The organism is Brevibacillus massiliensis, from assembly GCF_000311785.1.
Lineage (GTDB): Bacteria > Bacillota > Bacilli > Brevibacillales > Brevibacillaceae > Brevibacillus_C > Brevibacillus_C massiliensis.
Window position 1 is genome coordinate 136795 of record NZ_HE978539.1, and the last position, 16213, is coordinate 153007.

Annotated in this window: 17 protein-coding genes, 2 pseudogenes and 1 riboswitch; of the genes and pseudogenes, 14 read left to right on the forward strand and 5 right to left on the reverse strand. The window is 54.3% G+C overall.

What is annotated here, in order from left to right; all coding sequences use genetic code 11:
* Positions 1–127: 127 nt before the first annotated feature.
* From HGBM_RS11500 to htpX, 11 genes and pseudogenes are all read left to right on the forward strand, one after another.
* Positions 128–1822, forward strand: a complete 1695-nt coding sequence (locus tag HGBM_RS11500) for a methyl-accepting chemotaxis protein (RefSeq protein ID WP_019121252.1) — start codon at positions 128–130, stop codon at positions 1820–1822.
* 158 nt (positions 1823–1980) lie between these two features.
* A riboswitch (cyclic di-AMP (ydaO/yuaA leader) is annotated at positions 1981–2174 on the forward strand.
* 249 nt (positions 2175–2423) lie between these two features.
* On the forward strand, positions 2424–2501 hold the full coding sequence (gene kdpF / locus HGBM_RS29545) for a K(+)-transporting ATPase subunit F (RefSeq protein WP_245552961.1): 78 nt from the start codon (positions 2424–2426) through the stop codon (positions 2499–2501).
* A 27-nt stretch (positions 2502–2528) separates the two neighbouring features.
* A pseudogene (locus HGBM_RS29550) lies at positions 2529–2810 on the forward strand (potassium-transporting ATPase subunit KdpA); the annotation flags it as partial.
* Between the two features lie 40 nt (positions 2811–2850).
* Positions 2851–2970, forward strand: coding sequence for a potassium-transporting ATPase subunit C (locus HGBM_RS29555; RefSeq protein WP_019121256.1), 120 nt, complete (start codon positions 2851–2853; stop codon positions 2968–2970).
* Between the two features lie 17 nt (positions 2971–2987).
* Positions 2988–3194 carry an adenine nucleotide alpha hydrolase family protein gene (locus HGBM_RS11525; protein WP_019121257.1) on the forward strand — a complete coding sequence of 69 codons (207 nt, stop codon included), beginning with the start codon at positions 2988–2990 and terminating at the stop codon, positions 3192–3194.
* A 338-nt stretch (positions 3195–3532) separates the two neighbouring features.
* Positions 3533–3778: pseudogene (locus HGBM_RS11535) on the forward strand (transposase); the annotation flags it as partial.
* Positions 3775–4350: an LOG family protein gene (locus HGBM_RS11540; protein WP_019121260.1), complete on the forward strand. Its 576-nt coding sequence runs from the start codon at positions 3775–3777 to the stop codon at positions 4348–4350. The pseudogene HGBM_RS11535 and the gene HGBM_RS11540, both read left to right, overlap by 4 nt.
* A gap of 235 nt (positions 4351–4585) precedes the next feature.
* The gene (locus tag HGBM_RS11545; protein WP_019121261.1) at positions 4586–5110 is read left to right on the forward strand and encodes an RNA polymerase sigma factor; all 525 of its coding nucleotides are present in this window, start codon (positions 4586–4588) and stop codon (positions 5108–5110) included.
* Entirely contained in the window at positions 5100–6329 is a 1230-nt protein-coding gene (locus HGBM_RS28895) for a YjgB family protein (RefSeq protein ID WP_019121262.1), read from the forward strand. The genes HGBM_RS11545 and HGBM_RS28895 overlap by 11 nt, the downstream gene beginning before the upstream one ends.
* Before the next feature lie 35 nt (positions 6330–6364).
* Complete coding sequence (gene mug, locus HGBM_RS11555; protein ID WP_019121263.1) at positions 6365–6883, forward strand: G/U mismatch-specific DNA glycosylase; 519 nt, start codon at positions 6365–6367, stop codon at positions 6881–6883.
* A gap of 19 nt (positions 6884–6902) precedes the next feature.
* A complete protein-coding gene (htpX, locus tag HGBM_RS11560) occupies positions 6903–7790 on the forward strand; it encodes a protease HtpX (protein ID WP_019121264.1) in 888 nt (295 codons plus the stop codon).
* A gap of 23 nt (positions 7791–7813) precedes the next feature.
* On the opposite strand, the gene HGBM_RS11565 is transcribed toward htpX, so the two are convergent.
* Genes HGBM_RS11565 through HGBM_RS11580 form a run of 4 tightly spaced genes read right to left on the reverse strand, consistent with a single transcriptional unit; the run spans position 7814 to position 11604 of the window.
* On the reverse strand, positions 7814–8497 hold the full coding sequence (locus HGBM_RS11565; RefSeq protein ID WP_019121265.1) for a TetR/AcrR family transcriptional regulator: 684 nt from the start codon (positions 8495–8497) through the stop codon (positions 7814–7816).
* 22 nt (positions 8498–8519) lie between these two features.
* On the reverse strand, positions 8520–9659 hold the full coding sequence (locus HGBM_RS11570) for an ABC transporter permease (protein WP_019121266.1): 1140 nt from the start codon (positions 9657–9659) through the stop codon (positions 8520–8522).
* Positions 9656–10423 (reverse strand): ABC transporter ATP-binding protein, encoded by a 768-nt coding sequence (locus HGBM_RS11575; RefSeq protein WP_019121267.1) that lies wholly within the window; start codon positions 10421–10423, stop codon positions 9656–9658. Before HGBM_RS11575 ends, HGBM_RS11570 begins: the two co-directional genes overlap by 4 nt.
* Positions 10420–11604, reverse strand: coding sequence for an HlyD family secretion protein (locus tag HGBM_RS11580; RefSeq protein ID WP_019121268.1), 1185 nt, complete (start codon positions 11602–11604; stop codon positions 10420–10422). Before HGBM_RS11580 ends, HGBM_RS11575 begins: the two co-directional genes overlap by 4 nt.
* Positions 11605–11830: 226 nt before the next feature.
* Here HGBM_RS11580 and HGBM_RS11585 point away from each other — a divergent pair, with 226 nt between their 5' ends.
* Both HGBM_RS11585 and HGBM_RS11590 read left to right on the forward strand, forming a co-directional pair.
* Complete coding sequence (locus HGBM_RS11585) at positions 11831–12517, forward strand: uracil-DNA glycosylase (protein ID WP_019121269.1); 687 nt, start codon at positions 11831–11833, stop codon at positions 12515–12517.
* Positions 12518–12598: 81 nt separating this feature from the next.
* The gene (locus HGBM_RS11590) at positions 12599–14011 is read left to right on the forward strand and encodes an MBL fold metallo-hydrolase (RefSeq protein WP_019121270.1); all 1413 of its coding nucleotides are present in this window, start codon (positions 12599–12601) and stop codon (positions 14009–14011) included.
* 46 nt (positions 14012–14057) lie between these two features.
* Here the strand turns inward: HGBM_RS11590 and solA are convergent, their stop codons facing one another.
* The gene (solA, locus tag HGBM_RS11595) at positions 14058–15206 is read right to left on the reverse strand and encodes an N-methyl-L-tryptophan oxidase (protein ID WP_019121271.1); all 1149 of its coding nucleotides are present in this window, start codon (positions 15204–15206) and stop codon (positions 14058–14060) included.
* A 163-nt stretch (positions 15207–15369) separates the two neighbouring features.
* On the opposite strand from solA, the gene HGBM_RS11600 reads away from it, so the two are divergent.
* Positions 15370–16146, forward strand: coding sequence for a Cof-type HAD-IIB family hydrolase (locus HGBM_RS11600; RefSeq protein ID WP_019121272.1), 777 nt, complete (start codon positions 15370–15372; stop codon positions 16144–16146).
* Positions 16147–16213 lie beyond the last annotated feature (67 nt).

A 16213-nucleotide genomic window follows, 5' to 3' on the forward strand; every position in this document is an offset into this window, starting at 1 on the left:
TAAGCTGAAACCGTGTAGAAAAATATGAAATTTTTCTTGGAAAAGGATGGGGTGGTGGCTAAAAGGACTCTTGCAATTTCACGAATACAGCTTTTCAAAACATAAACTTTCGAAAGGGTGTCTAGTTTTGAAACTTACCATCGGCAAAAAATTAACGGGGGCCTTTTTTCTCATAGCCCTGCTGCTTGCTGTGACAGCGGGCATTGCTTACTACTTTTTGACTAAATTGGATGAGTCTTACACAGATCTGCTGAACAGGCGGGCCGTCATTGTGGCAAATTCGTATCAGATGCAGGTCCAGGCGGCAAAACAGTCCAACAGCTTGCGCGGCTATCTTTTGACGGAGGACCAGCAGTTTCTGGACAGTATGGAAAAGTATCACAACCAGTTGAATCAGCTTATCAGCGATACCCGAAAGTTGGTTCAGGCGGATGAGGATCTGAAAAAGCTCCAAGAACTGGAAAATCTTAACCAACAATTTAAGGCGAAGTATACTGATCTGCTGAAATTGGCTAGCCAGAACGAAGATCGGAATCAAATCGTAGACCTCTTTACCAAAGAAGTGCTGCCCCTCGGGAGACAGTTGGAGCCAGTGGCAGATGAGATTGCCACCAGACAGCAGCAGCTAATGGAAGAAGGCAGCAGCGAAAATACGAAAGCGGTTGACACTTCCATCAGCAGCATGGTTTTTCTAAGCATGAGCACTCTTGTGTTGGCGCTGCTTATCGGGTTTTTTATGTCCCGCATGATCTCCAAACCAATCATGCGGATCGCGGCAGCCGCCGAGCTGGTCGCATCAGGCGATTTGACGAAAGAGGATCTGGCGGTGAAAAACAACGACGAAATTGGCCAGCTGGCCGTGTCCTTTAATCAAATGGCCGCAAACCTTCGCGGCCTGATCAGCCAAATAAACCTGAGTGCCGAAAGTGTGGCTGCATCCTCAGAAGAGCTGTCGGCCAGTGCCGAACAGACGAGCTGCTCAGCGGAGACGATCAGCTCATCCATTCAGGAAATCGTGGTCAGTGCTGACAGACAAGCACGGGGGGCGGATGAAAGCGTTCAGGCAATCAATCAGATGTCGATTGGGATCCAACAAATCGCAGAGAACACGCAGCGCACCGCCGCGCTGTCGCTTCAGGCCGCGGAAAAATCGCTGGAGGGAAATCAAGCGGTTCAAGTGGCCGTCAAGCAGATGGACTCTCTGGAGAGCACGATACAACAATTGGCCAAGGCGGTTCAGGAGATGGGGGAGTATTCCAAGGAAGTGGGCCTGATCGTAGACGTGATGTCGGAAATTGCCACGCAGACCAATCTTTTGGCGCTGAATGCGGCGATAGAAGCGGCGCGAGCCGGCGAGCACGGACGCGGCTTTGCAATCGTCGCGGACGAAGTTCGCAAATTGGCGGAGCAGTCAGCAGAGTCGGCCAGCCGGGTCACGCAGATGATCGACAGTATTCAACAAAATACGCAGGATACGGTCGAGAGGATGGAGCGAGGAATCGCAGAGGCAAGCGAAGGAAGGCAGGCTGTATATAGCGCCGGCAGGAGGTTTGGCGAAATCAAAGGGTACGTCGATGAAGTCACCAGCCAGATTCAGCAAATATCCGCCGCATCGCAGCAGGTGGCGGCCAGCACCGAACAGGTTGTGCGTGCGGCCAATGAAATCTCCGAAGGCTCAAAACTGGTCGCTGCAAGCTCGCAAACGGTATCGGCGTCCGCCGAAGAGCAGTTGGCAACCGTGGAGGAAGTATCTTCCTCGGCGGCTTCCCTGGCACGGATGGCGGAAGAACTGCGGGCGTTAGTCGGCAAATTCAAGGTGTAAGGAAGAGATACAAGATGACAAGGGCTCGTCTGGACCGGACGGGTCCTTTCGCGTTTTTTTGCATTATCTTGGCGATAGAGCATCTGTTTTTTGACGAAATAAGCCATTGCGAAGCCTGAGGCTCAGGCGTAATATTCAATTCAACCAAATAAAAGTTTCCATTCTATTCGCTGAGTTTCCGTTATGGAAAGCGGGGGAACCAACCGTGAGGACTTTTCTCGTGTGAGAGCGGGAGGGCATCACAAGGGGTGAATCTTGCAGCACGGGCCGCCATGAGGTCCTGCTTCAAGTAGGGCGACTCTCACCGCCCGAATCCGACAGCTAACCTCGTAAGCGTATCGAGAGAGGCAACGATTGTCGTGCTTTGACACGGTTTGCTTTGCCGTGTGCGAGAAGCCGCGAGAAGAGGTCCTCTTCCGCAGGCTTCTTTTTTGTGCCTGAAAACAGGGACGTTTTGACAGGCTTACTTGTTGAAGACGTAAGGAGGCACTCGAATGATAGATGTATGCATGCTCCTGCTGCTTGGCGGAATGTATCTGTTGTTTTGCGGATTGGCCGCATGGTGCGGACGCGGAGCGGAAGGGAATGGGGGCGGGGAGGCATGATCATCGTGGCCGTTTTTGCCGCAGGGGTTTTTGTCTACTTGATTTACGCACTGCTGCATCCTGAAAAATTTTAACCAATCGGGGGATGGACATGGGCATTTGAAAAGCTGATTTATCGAATCGCCGGTTTGCGGGAGAGGGCCGGCATGACATGGAAGCGGTACGCGTTCAGCCTGCTGTTGACGAACGCGGTCCTTGTCGGTATCAGTTACCTGATCCTGCGGCTGCAAAATCTACTGCCGCTCAATCCGAACGGCATGGGCAGCATGGAGCCGACCTAGGCGTTCAATACGGTGGTCAGCTTTTTGACCAATACCAACCTGCAGCACTACAGCGGGGAAACAGGTTTGTCGCTGTTCTCGCAGATGGCGGTCATCACGATGACCTCCGCTTGACCCGCACATCACGCCGCAAGCGGCCAGAGTGCAGATCGACCGAATCAGCAACGTGACGGGAGTCTCGAAAGACAAGCTGGAAGCGCTGGTGGAGCAGTATACCGAAGGACGCGACCTGGGGCTTTTCGGCGAATCGCCTGTCGATTAAAGGCGGAGCTCTACGTCATGACGGTCGTCCCGCTGCCCGTCGAGAAGCTGGACAGCGAGCAGCAAAAGAACATCGCCCGTTGGCAAAAGCTGGCCCAACAGTTTGGCGCACATATAATAGTAGAAGAAGCCCGAAGCCGAAAGACTGCGCAGATCATCATCGATACCGCCGAACGATTTCACATGACGCAAATCGTCCTGGGCCACTCCGCCCGCAGCAGGTGAGAGGAACTGATCAAAGGTTCGATTATCAATAAACTATTGAGGCAGTCGCGAAACATCGATTTGCACATCGTCTCGATACGGCAAACCCGCTCCTGACAGCAGGCAGCGGTTTGCGCCATTTATCCTGATCCCGAAGCGTTCTTGGTAAAGGAGGCAAATACAGGGGGATAGAAAAATTTTAACCTGCTCGCGCCTGAAGTCTTCCACCTCTTAGGTGGGGGATGAATGGCGGAATATTTTCTGATAAAATACACAGTAGTAGATAAAAGAAAGAGAGTTATGGTAATGAAACTGGATAATAACAACCATTCAGTGTTCCTTCTCTATTCGCGGCCCTTTCCGATGAAACAATGATTGAGAATCCGCGGTATTTGCGAAAAGCGGAAAAACGGCTGAAATGGTATCAACGGCGACTTTCGCGCAAACAAAAAGGATCAAGGAACCGGGAGAGGGCCAAACGGAAAGTGGCAAAAGCCCATCGGAAAGTGACTCGGCAACGAAAAGACTTTCTTCATAAACAATCGACGATCTTCAACCGCATGAAACAAGCGGATGAGCAAGAAAGAGAGGAAAGAGCTGTATGAAACGGATATGTGTGTTCGCGGGTTCGAACCGCGGAGTAAATCCCCAATTTGAACAGATGGCAAAAGCGCTGGGCATTGAGCTGGCGGCTCGCGGTTTGGAGTTGGTCTACGGCGGTTCCAATGCCGGGTTGATGGGCTGCATCGCCAATACGGTGCTGGAGCGCGGGGGAAAGGCGATCGGCGTGATGCCGACAGGGCTGTTTCGCGGAGAGATGGTCCATACCGGCTTGACGGAACTGTATGAGGTAAAAGACATGCACGAACGGAAAGCGAAAATGGGGGAGCTGGCAGACGCTTTTGTCGCTCTGCCGGGCGGATACGGCACATTTGAGGAAGTATTCGAAGTGGTGAGCTGGGGGCAGCTGGGGATCCACAGCAAGCCGGTTGGCCTGCTCAACACGGCAGGGTATTATACCCCCTTGATGGAAATGGTCAAAACCGCCGTGGATGCCGGCTTTATCCCTGCTACCCACACGGAACTGCTGATTTGCGAAAGCGAGCCGGCCAGACTGCTGGAGCGGCTGCACCATTATCAGCCGCCTGCGAAGACAAACAAGTGGAGCACGCCATAAAAGACACCAAAAAACAGTTATCACGGGCAAGTCCCGGGTGATAACTGTTTTTTTGTACCGTAGGGAGCCTTAAATACGGCTTCAATCGTAAGGATCACAATGACTATTCTCAGATCAATTGCCCCCTTTAGAGTAAAGCAACAAAGGGTTGGGCAGAACAAATCGTAAAAAAGTGTAATCAGAGGGGAGCTGCTGCGTCTAACTCTATACATACCGACAAAGGTGGAGGAAAAACTTGGATAGAAAAGAGCAGATCGAACAGTGGTTTGTACGCTACAGCAACGACGTGTACAAATTCCTTGTTTACTATACCGGAAACAAGGACGTGGAGGATCTCGTACAAGAAGTCTTTATCAAAGCGATAAAAGCGTTTGACACATATGAGGGAAGAGCCAATCCCAAAACGTGGCTGCTGACGATTGCCCGCAATGCGGCGATTGATTACGGGCGAAAAAGGCGGCTCTTGAGCTGGCTTCCCGAGAGTCTGCTGCAAAACGTCAAGACGGTGGAGAAGACTCCGGAAGAGATCCTGAATCTACATGAAGAGAAACGCGAGCTGTACGAAGCGCTGCAGCAGATGAAGCCGGCTTATCGAGAAGTGCTGATCCTGCGGGGGATCAAGGGATTGTCGCCGAAAGAGACGGCGATCATCTTGCAATGGAGCGAATCCAAGGTGAATACCACGCTGCACCGGGCGGTCAAGGCACTGAAAAGCAAAGTAGAAAAACAGACGAAGGGGATGATCAACAATGTCGTATAATCCTGACCGCGAGACACTGGAGAAATTGTCCAGCCTTCCCGACATCAAGCTGGATCCGCAGCGGCAAAAAGAGATGCTCGCCAGGTTGAGAGAGAGCGAAAGCAAATGGAGCGGGCGCGAAAAGGTTCATCATCGGTTTGCCGCTTTGGGAAAAGGGCTGGCCGTCTGTACCGCCTTGGCGGGGGCGTTTTGGCTGGGAACGTATTGGGTACATTCCGACGAAGAGATTTCCTTGCCTGTCAAACCGCCGGCAGGCAGCCAGGGAACACCGGCTGAAGAAAAGGAACTGCCTGTCGCGTTCCCGTCGGGGGAGCAGGATGCCGGTCAAACCCTGCTGAAAAACATGCTGGAACTCGCCCGCCAAGGGAAAGCGATCAATACAGACTTCGGAGTGGAGACCGGGATGTACGACACTCTCGAAGAAAAGTGGGGTGAGCCCAACCAAACCTACTACACAAACGGCCTGAGCTACGGTTCCTACGCAAAGCATGGGGTGGATCTTGGCTACAACAAGGGAATGCAGATTACGGAGATTCGTTCCTACGACCCGAGAGTAAAGGATATTACATTGTCCCAGGTGAAACAGGCATTAGGCGAGCCGGACCGGATCACCAGCAATACCAACCAGACTGTCTATGTATACAACGCCAGCGAAAAGTACCAGCTGCGCGTTGTCTTACCCGCCGTTTCGAAACAGACCCCGGATCCTCACCTCGACCACGTAAGCGTGCTGTATCCGCAGGGAACTGTCAACCTGATGGCGAATACCAATGGAGAGGAACTGGTACGGACTACGGAGGAACTCGCAAAAGAAGGAAGAGTAGTCAATTCCGAATTTGCCCTGGAGACGTCGGACTCTGCGGCAGTAGAAGAGAAGTGGGGAAAACCGGACCAATCCGATTACGTAAACGGTTTAACCTATGCCGTATATCAAAAGCACGGCGTCGTATTCGGTTATAACAAGGGGATGCAGACCGCGGAAATTCGTTCATACGACCTGCGTTTGCAGGAGCTCCGCCTGTCCCAGGTAAAGAAGATGTTGGGCAATCCGGCAAGCATCAACAAGGCTGGCGGCGAGGCTATCTACGTCTACAAGGTGAGTCCCGCATACGAACTGAAAATCGTTTTACCGGAGCCTGGCGCCAAAGAGCCTGATCCTTACATCAACCACATCAATGTCATCTATCCGAAAGGTACCGTCAATCATATGGCTGGCTGATGTATCTTTCATCCGTAAAGGAACGGTGATCCCATTTGCAACCCATACCCGACCATCTCGCCTGCAACCTGGATATCTTGTTCGTCGGATTTAATCCCAGCGTAAAATCAGGCGAGACGGGGCATCACTATGCGAATCCGCACAACCGGTTTTGGAAGATCCTGTACCAATCCGGGTTGACACCGCGTCTGTACAGCCCGCAGGAGGACCAGGACCTGCTCGCCATCGGCTACGGTTTTACCAACATCGTCGAGCGGCCGACGCGAAACGCGGCAGAAATATCCAGGGAAGAGTACGCCGCGGGCCGGGAAAAACTGAAGAAAAAAATCGAGCAGTACCGCCCAAAGATCGTCTGTTTCGTTGGCAAAGGAGTGTACGAACAATACAGCGGCCGAAAAGGCGTGGGCTGGGGAGTTCAGGAGATGCCCGTTGTCCCCGGCGTGTGTGAATTCGTCGCTCCTTCGTCCAGCGGGCTGGTCAGAATAAAATTGGACGAGATTGTAGAAATTTATCGTCAGTTGGTCAGACTGAAGGATAGGCGGAACTTCTGTTAAGAAACGAAAGGAGACTGGCATGCTGAAGAGGATTGGTTTATTTGTGCTGGTCAACATTCTCGTCATTGTTACGATTGGCATTGTGACCAGCTTGCTTGGGGTGCGCGGCTATATCACCGCGAAGGGCATTGATTACAGGGCTTTGCTCGGCTTTAGTGCCGTGGTCGGATTTACCGGAGCGCTCATCTCCCTGGCCCTCTCCAGGGTGATGGCAAAGTGGATGCTGGGTGTGCGTGTGCTCAAAACCAACGGGTATTTGCATTCGCCGGAGCGTGAGCTGCTGGAAGAGGTCCATCGTCTGTCCCGTCAGGCGGGACTTCGCGTCATGCCGGAGGTGGGCATCTACAACTCGCCAGAGGTAAATGCATTCGCGACCGGCCCGACCAGAAACCGTTCACTGGTAGCCGTGTCACAAGGGCTGCTGGATCGGCTGGATGACAGTGCGATTCGCGGGGTCATCGCTCATGAAGTGGCCCATATCGCTAATGGCGACATGGTGACAATGACCCTGCTGCAGGGGGTTATCAACACCTTTGTTGTCTTTCTATCGCGCCTGTGCGCACTCGTCGCCTCCCGTTTTGTGCGGGAGGAGACTGCGCCCTTGGTCCACATTATCGCCGTGATTGTCTTCGATATCCTGTTTTCCATCTTGGGCAGCATTGTGGTGATGGCTTACTCGCGCTACCGCGAATACCGTGCCGACGCCGGCGGCGCCCGGCTGGCCGGAAGGGAGCAGATGATCCATGCGCTGCGTTCGCTGCAGCATACGGTTCATTTGATCGATACCGACCAGCAATCGGTCGCAGCGCTCAAGATCAACGGCAAAAGGAGCGGTTTCCTCGGCCTGTTCGCCAGCCATCCCGATCTGGATGACCGCATTCGCCGACTGGAAGAGTATACCGGGTGATGTCGGCCGGGCGGGATGCCGACTCACTCGTGCTCCGGCCGTTTGGCTATTCCGTTCATCAGAATATCCACCGTCAGCGCGACCTGCTCATCTTCATCCAGTATGCGGTATTCTTCCTGGCCAACCGTGTATTTGAAGGTAACAAGCCCCAATATCAAGGAAAAGATCACGCGAAAGATGACTTCAGGCGGCAGCGGCCGCAGCTCGCCGGCATCGATCCTCTGAAGGACGAACTGCCTGGCGAGCTGTTTCATTTCCGTGGCGACCGTGTTCAGCAGGGCTTGGCGCAGCTCTTCGTGGAAAAAGGCTTCCTGCAGCAGAATGCGAAAGTGCTTCTCATTGGCCGCGATCAATTCCAGCCGGTTTTTGTAGAGCCGAGCCAATACGTCGGCAAACGACCGATTGCTGTTGTCGGCGAGGATCTTCCGTACGTCCTTTAGAATAAAGGGTACGGCTATCTTGGTGATGGCGGGGGCAACGACGGCAATGAGTATATCCTTTTTCGATTTATAGTGCCGGAAGATGGTTCCCTCCGCCACGCCTGCTTCTTTGGCAATTTCGCTTGTCGAACTGGCGTGAAAGCCCTTTTCGGCAAAAAGCTTGATCGACGCCTCCAGGATTCTGCGCTGCTTTTCCGTCATCTTGTCTTCCCGTTTGATCTCTTCAAGAAATGTCTGCAGGACTTCTTCAAAACCACTCTCGTTCATCGCTCTTTTCGTTCCTTCCTTTCTAGTCCAACTGCTTGCGGAAACGCAGTATGGCAATTGTAATGATCAGACAGGAAAATATCACCATGCCCAAAGTATCCTTCCAAAGGGCGGCGAGGCCGACTCCTTTCAGAAAAATACCGCGTAAAATTTCCAAAAAATACGTGAGTGGAACAAGCCCACCCAACCATTTTATCACGAGCGGCATCGTTTCGCGCGGAAACATAAAGCCGGACAACAGCACGCTCGGCAGGATCAGGGCAAAGGAGACCTGCATCGCCTGCAGCTGTGTCTTGGCCACGGTCGAGATAAAAATGCCAAGCGTCAGCGTCGTGATCAAAAACAAGACGGACAGGACGAACAACAGCGGCAAACTCCCCTTGATCGGCACCCCGAACCAGAGTGTGCCAAACAACAGGACGATGGAAAAGGAAAACGAACCGATGAAGACGTAGGGTGTTATTTTTCCGGTCAAGAGTTCAATCGGGCGAATCGGCGTCACGTTTAGCTGCTCCATCGTACCGCGCTCTTTTTCCCGAACGAGTGAGAAGGCTGTCAGGATCATCGTGACGTTCTGCATAATCAAACCGATCAGCCCCGGGATGTTGAAGACGATGCTCTTCATCTCCGGATTGAACAGGACCCGCGTCTCGGCTTGCAGCGGCTGTTCCAGCTTCCAGACCCCTTCTTTTTGCAGGTTTTTTTCCTGGATGGCAATCGCTTTTTGCTGGACGATCAGCTGTGCGTTGGCGGCGGCTGTTCTGGCGATATTCGGATCGGAGCCGTCGATCAAGAGCTGGACGGCGGCCGGTTCGCCTCTGTCAAGCTGTTTGGCGTAATCGGGCGGGATGACCAGGCCCACGTGGACACTGCCGTTGTCAATCAGCTTCTCCATTTCTGCGTAACTGCTTACATAGGATACGGTCCGAAAGATTTCCGTATTGGTAAAATTGGCGACGAGTTCGCGGCTTTGGGCCGTCTGGCTCTGGTCCCAGACCGAGGTGGCAATCTCGTCGACATCCGTGTTGATCGCGTAGCCAAATAAAAACAGCATCATAAACGGAAGGATAAGCGCAATGGCCATGCTGGGTTTGTCCCGCCTGATCTGGATCAGTTCTTTCCTGACGATGGCCCGGTAGCGGGAGAGGCTGAAGTGCTTCATTTTCTTCCCACCTTTTGACCCAGCTCTGCTTGAGCCGCTTCCTGCTGCTGCACCAGCGTGATGAACACATCTTCCAGGTTGTCTGCGTTCATCTCGGAGATGAGCGACTTCGGCGTTCCGTGGGTCAGCAAATTGCCAAAGAAGATAAAGCCAATCTCATCACAGGTCTCTGCTTCATCCATGTAGTGGGTGGTAACGAGAATCGTAATCCCCTGTCTGGCCAGGTCGTGGATCACATCCCAAAAGATCCGGCGCGAGACGGGATCGACTCCGGCGGTCGGTTCATCCAGGATGAGCAGTTCCGGGCGGTGAAGCAGGGCGCAGGAGAGGGCGAGGCGCTGTTTCCAGCCGCCGGAAAGCGAGCCGGCAAGCTGCTTTTCCCGACCGGTCAGCCCGGCCATTTCGATCAGATCTGCCTTTCGCTGCTTTAATTCCCGGCCTGCTATACCATAGACACCCGCGTAAAATTGCAGGTTTTCCTCTACCGTCAAGTCTTCGTAGAGGCTGAATTTCTGCGACATGTAGCCGATTCGCTGCTTGATCGACTCGCTTTCCTTCGTGACATCGAAGCCCAGGACGGTGCCCGAGCCGGAGGTGGGGACCAAGAGGCCGCAGAGCATCCGGATCGTCGTCGATTTTCCGGAGCCGTTGGGACCGAGAAAGCCGTAGATCGAGCCTTTTTTGATCGAAAGGGTTAAATCGTTGACGGCGATGCGGTTATGGAATTTTTTGGTCAAATTTTTGCATTGGATGGCGCAGCTCACTTTTCTCGTCCTCCTTCGCTGAGGAAGACGTCTGCCGGCATACCGGGCTTCAATCGGTCCAGTCCGTCTTTTAACGTGATGGTAACGGCGAATACCATCTTGGTGCGCTCGTCTCGCGTCTCGATGTGCTTCGGGGTGAATTCCGCTTTGTCAGAGATAAAGCTGACTGTACCGGCAAACCGTTCGCCGGGGTAGGCGTCAACCTGGACTTCGACTGGCTGGCCAGCCTTGACCAAGCCGAGCTCGGCTTCGGGAATGTAGACTTTCAGCTTGAGGGAGTCGGTTTTCATCATCGTAAACAGGGTGGAGCCCGGTTTTACCACTTCGCCTTGGGAAATGTTTTTGCGCAGGATGACACCGTCATGCGGGGCCGTAATATTTGCCTGCTCTGCCTGCAATTCGGCGATTCCCAGCCTCGCTCTGGCCTGGGTCTGGGCGGCTAGCAGCGCCTTTAAGGTGTAGCTGGTGCTTCCTTCCTGCAGCAAATCCAGCCGGGCCGCGGCGTCAGTTGCTTGCGACCGGGCCATTCCGATCTGTGCCTGGGCTGCATCCATCTCGCTTTTGGCGCTGTCGGTCTGGGACCGGGCCGCCGATACCTGAGCCGTGAGCTGTTCCACCTGTGTCCGGGCCTGGCTGACTGCTTCTTGCTGCGCTTCGTAATCTCGCTTCGTGGCCGCACCATTCTGGAACAGCCGGGCTATCTCGTCCTGCCTGGCCTGCTGGTAGGCAAGGGTCCGTTTTGCCCCTTCCAACTGGGCATTCGCCTGCTGCAGCTGTTCCGCTGCCCGTTGGTAATTGGCCTTCGCCTGGCGAAAGCGGGCCTCTGTCTGGGCGACATTTGCCTCGGCTTGCTGCACTTGCGCCGCTCCCTGGCGCAGGCTTTGGTCGCGCGTGCCGGCCTTGGCTTCTTCCAGCTTTGCCGTGGCCTGTTCCAGGCTGGCTTTGGCCTCTTCTACCTGCAAGCGCAAGGTGCTGTCATCGATTTTGGCGATGATCTGGCCCTGTTTTACCGAGGCCCCTTCATCCGCAAGCAGCGTGATGACTTTTCCGCCGGTTTCGGCTGCGATCGGGAGTTCATCCGCCTCGATGGTGCCCGACATCGCCCAGTCGCTGTCAGGAGAACAGGCAGTGACCAGCAGTAAAGAGAGCAGCGTGATGATGCGAAGACTGTGGGAGAACATGAGAATTCCCTCCTTGAAACTAAATAAAAGTGAGTACTCACTCATTTTGTAATTTTAATTATATGCGGCGTCTGCATTTTTGCAAGCAGATTTTTACAGGCGGGATGGTGTGCCGTCTTTCTCTTCCGCGGTTTTTCCCAAAAATGTGCCGAAACGCGCCCAAACTCAGGTACAATCAAATCAGTGAAGCGCGTCAATTACCTAGGATGGAGTGTGTAAACGAGAGATGACAAGATTGGGAAACGATTGGGAGACCTTGCTGGAAGCGGACTTTCAAGCAGACTATTACGTACGGCTGCAGCGGTTTTTGGATGAGCAATATCGCCATGAGGTCGTCTATCCTGAACGGGACGAGCTCTTTACGGCATTAAGGCTGACTTCCTATGCCGATACCAAGGTCGTCATTTTGGGACAGGATCCGTACCACGGGCCCGGACAAGCTCACGGACTCAGCTTCTCGGTCAAGCCCGGGGCGAAAATCCCTCCTTCGCTGAAAAATATCTACAAAGAACTGCAGGACGATCTGGGGTGTTACATCCCGAATAACGGCTATCTGGTAAAGTGGGCCGAGCAAGGCGTGCTGCTGTTGAACACCGTTCTGACCGTGCGCGCGGGCAGCCCCAATTCCCATAAAGGAATAGGCTGGGAGAACCTGACTGACCGGATCATCCAGCTCGTCAATCGCCGCGAAAAGCCGGCGGTGTTTATCCTCTGGGGCAACCATGCCCAGGAAAAGAGGCCGTTGATCGACGAAAACCGGCATTGTATCCTGTCATCGGCCCATCCCAGCCCGTTCTCGGCCCGCAAAGGTTTTTTCGGCAGCAAGCCCTTTTCCGCGGCCAATCACTTTTTGCAAAAGATCGGGAGCACGCCGATCGACTGGCAGATTCCCCATATCGAAAATGGACTGTAAGCCGGCTGGAAAATAGTGTACTGATGGAATACCCCGCACCGTAAGTTAGGAGTAAAAGTGTATGGCGGGGAGGAAGTTCTCATGTTGCTGCGCTATTTTTACGACGAAAAATTGGCTCACGCCTCTTATTTGATCGGCTGTCAGGCTGCGGGTGAGGCGATCGTCATCGATCCGTCCCGGGATGTTGCCCCGTATCTCGCAGTCGCCAAAGCGGAAGGCCTGCGGGTTGTGGCTGCCGCGGAAACGCATATTCACGCCGATTTTGTTTCGGGAGCGCGCGAATTGATGGAGGAGCACGGGGCGGTTCTGTACCTTTCGAACGAAGGGGGAAGCGAGTGGCGGTACCTGTACGCTGACGGGGAGAAGCATCGGCTGCTGCGGGACGGCAATCTCTTTCGGATCGGGAAAATCTCGTTTGAAGTGATGCATACACCGGGACACACGCCGGAGAGCATCTCGCTTGTCGTGACAGACCGCGGAGGCGGGGCTGACCGTCCAATGGGGATCTTTACCGGAGATTTCGTCTTTGTCGGCGATGTGGGACGGCCTGACTTGCTGGAGCGGGCCGTAGGGGTTGCAGGGGCTTCCAGGGCCGGAGCCAGGCAGATGTACGCGTCGCTGCAGCGGTTTAAGGAACTGCCCGATTATCTGCAGGTATGGCCTGCACATGGCGCGGGAAGCGCCTGCGGCAAAGCGCTGGGGGCGGTCCCTTCCTCTACCGTAGGCTACGAAAAGATGTTTAATTGGGCGCTGTCCTGTACCGATGAAGAATCTTTTGGCAGGGCCTTGCTGGCGGGGCAGCCGGAGCCTCCGAAGTACTTCGCGAGGATGAAACAGGTGAATAAGGCAGGTCCGGCACTGCTTTCAAGCTTGCCTGTTCCGGAGGAGGTCGAGTGTGCTCCGCGGGCGGTGGAAGCGCTGCTCGGGCGGGGGAAAGCCATCCTCGATACGCGGGCCAGCAGCCATTTTGCCAAGGGACACATCGCCGGCACCATCAATATCCCGCACAATAAATCCTTTCCCAATTGGGCCGGCTGGCTGATCGACTACGAGCGGCCGCTTTACCTGTTGGCGGATCCCGGCCGTCTGACCGGCATCCTGCGGGATTTGCGCGCTGTCGGAATCGACAATGTAGCCGGCTATATCGATGCCGCCATCATCGGCAAGTACCGGGAAGCCGGCTTGCCGCTGGAAACCTATGACGAGGTCGCCCCTGCCGAGATCGCGGGCCGGGTCAGGACGAACGATGTGCACGTAATCGACGTCCGAAACGAGAGCGAGTGGCACGAAGGACGTATCCCCCAAGCACGGCACATCATGCTGGGAACGCTTCCTGACAGGATTGCCGAAATACCGACTGACAAGCCGATTTTGCTTCACTGCCGCTCGGGTGCGCGATCGGCCATCGCCGCCAGTATTTTGCAGGCAAACGGCATCAGCCGGGTGTTAAACCTGACCGGCGGCTTCCTAGAGTGGGAAAAGGAAGGATATTAAACAGCAACCAAGGCACCATGCGGCGGTGCCTTGGATTTTTACTCTCTCACGGCTTACTGGCAGCAAACCGGCTGACGGAAAACATGGAAATATCCAGCGGCGTCACTCCCGCGGCGATCAGCTGGCTGGCTATCTCTCCGACGGCGCTGGCGAATTTGAACCCGTGTCCGGAGAAGCCCGCGGCAAGCACGACATGCGGGTATAACGGGTGCCGGTCAATGATAAAGTGCTTGTCGGGAGTGAGCGTGTAGAGACAGATCTTGCCCTGCTTCAAGGGACCGGCAGCCTGCGGCATGTACCTTTGCAGGAAGCTGCGCACATCTCCTTCGTCTTCCGGATGCGCTCCAAATTCGCGATTGACCTGATTGGGATCTGTCTGCTGACCTCCGTCATGCCGTCCAATCTTCAAGCCCGTCCCCGCAAAGCTGGGAAAGCCGTAGTAGTCTTCTCCCTGCAAGTTGAAGGAAAAGGCGGGAAAAACCTCCGGGTTGTAGAGTGTTTCGTCTGCCTCGAACCAGGCGACGGCCTTTCGGGTGGGCTGAAGGGCAAGCTCAAGGTCCAGGGAAGCGAGGATCTGCTTCATCCAGGCGCCGGCACTGAGCACCAGGGCATCCCCGTGGTATGCCGTTCCATTCGCGCGGACGGCCGCTCCGGTCGGATGAAGCTCGATTTGCTGCACGGCTGCATACGGGAGCAGTTCGGCCCCGTACTGGACAGCCAATTTACGGTAAGCCGACAGGCACTTTTCACTAAACAGCACACCGGAAGACTGCTCGAAACATCCGGTAAATCCATCCGGCACGGTGATGCCCTTCCAGCGGTAGCGGATTTCCTCCGCGTCCAGCACTTCAATCGGCAGTGAGTATTGCCGCGCGCTTTCGATGACGCCGCGTACAAAAGTACACCCCGGTTCTTCGGCGCAGAGCACTCCCGTCTGCTGGAACAGCGACTCCCCAGATTCCTGCTCCAGTTCATTCCATAGCTGCTGGGCTCTCAATACGAGCGGAACGTACTGTGCCCCTTCTCCGTAGGCATGCCGGATGATTCGGGTGTCGCCGTGATGGCTGCCCATCGTGTGCGGCGGGTCGTATGCGTCGATGAGCAGCGTGCTTTTGCCCTGTTTTGCCAGGAAATAACCGGCGGCCATCCCCATCGATCCGGCTCCTACAACGATCACGTCGTAGTGTTTGCTCATGAATTTCATCTCCATATCCGAATGGTTTTTCCGAATCGGCGAAAAAGTCTTTTCTAGGGGAATTATCCAACAATGGAGCCGTTTCGTCCAGTCATCTGTCAATGATGGCTTTTTTTTGTCGAGGGAATTGAGTAAGATTATGCTTGGGAGAGGGGGAGAGACAATGTCGTACAAAATCGTATTTTTTGACATTGACGGAACCTTGTTAAACAAAGAGAACCGGATTCCCGCAGATACAAAAGAGGCGGTCAGATGCTTGAAAGAGCAGGGAATCCAGGTGGCGATCGCCACAGGCAGATCGCCCTATCATCTGGCACCGATCGCTTCGGAACTGGAGATTGACACCTATGTGAGCTTCAACGGTTCCTATGTGGTCTGCAAAGGGGAGGTCGTTTACGCCAACTGCCTCAGGCAAGAGAGCTTGTCCCGTTTGGAAAAAACCGCGAAGGAGCACGGACATCCGCTCGTCTATTTAAGTGAGAGCGAATGTTACGCCAACAGCGAGCAGCATCCGCTAGTGATCGAATCATTCCACTATTTGAGCCTGGACCCGCCCGACTGTCAGGCTGATTTTTGGCAGGGCCGCAGCATCTACCAGGCCTTCCTGTACTGTCAGGAACATGAAGAGTCCAAGTATGTAGGCATGTTCCCCGACGTCTCGTTTATCCGCTGGTATCCGTACGCATTGGACGTATTGCCAGCGCAAGGCTCGAAGGCAAAAGGGATTGAAGCGCTGCTGGACCACCTGGGACTCTCTGCAGCCGATGCGGTCGCTTTCGGCGACGGGCTGAATGACAGGGAGATGCTGAATTTTGTCGGGATGGGCATAGCGATGGGCAACGCTCATGAAGAGGTCAAATCGTTTGCCGACATGACGACAAGGCATGTAAACAACGGGGGGATCAGCTACGGATTGCAGAAGATAGGTTTGATCCGTTAGCAGCGAAAAAACAACGGAAGAACTTTCCAACCGAAGCGTTTTTTTAGGAAAATGCTTCGTTTTTTTT

Coding starts and splice junctions, on each gene's coding strand:
- kdpF (WP_245552961.1), top strand. CDS start 2,424: ATGATCATCGTGGCCGTTTTTGCCGCAGGGGTTTTTGTCTACTTGATT.
- HGBM_RS11525 (WP_019121257.1), top strand. CDS start 2,988: ATGACGGTCGTCCCGCTGCCCGTCGAGAAGCTGGACAGCGAGCAGCAA.
- HGBM_RS11540 (WP_019121260.1), top strand. CDS start 3,775: ATGAAACGGATATGTGTGTTCGCGGGTTCGAACCGCGGAGTAAATCCC.
- HGBM_RS28895 (WP_019121262.1), top strand. CDS start 5,100: ATGTCGTATAATCCTGACCGCGAGACACTGGAGAAATTGTCCAGCCTT.
- htpX (WP_019121264.1), top strand. CDS start 6,903: ATGCTGAAGAGGATTGGTTTATTTGTGCTGGTCAACATTCTCGTCATT.
- HGBM_RS11565 (WP_019121265.1), bottom strand. CDS start 8,497: ATGAACGAGAGTGGTTTTGAAGAAGTCCTGCAGACATTTCTTGAAGAG.
- HGBM_RS11570 (WP_019121266.1), bottom strand. CDS start 9,659: ATGAAGCACTTCAGCCTCTCCCGCTACCGGGCCATCGTCAGGAAAGAA.
- HGBM_RS11580 (WP_019121268.1), bottom strand. CDS start 11,604: ATGTTCTCCCACAGTCTTCGCATCATCACGCTGCTCTCTTTACTGCTG.
- HGBM_RS11585 (WP_019121269.1), top strand. CDS start 11,831: ATGACAAGATTGGGAAACGATTGGGAGACCTTGCTGGAAGCGGACTTT.
- HGBM_RS11590 (WP_019121270.1), top strand. CDS start 12,599: ATGTTGCTGCGCTATTTTTACGACGAAAAATTGGCTCACGCCTCTTAT.
- solA (WP_019121271.1), bottom strand. CDS start 15,206: ATGAGCAAACACTACGACGTGATCGTTGTAGGAGCCGGATCGATGGGG.
- HGBM_RS11600 (WP_019121272.1), top strand. CDS start 15,370: ATGTCGTACAAAATCGTATTTTTTGACATTGACGGAACCTTGTTAAAC.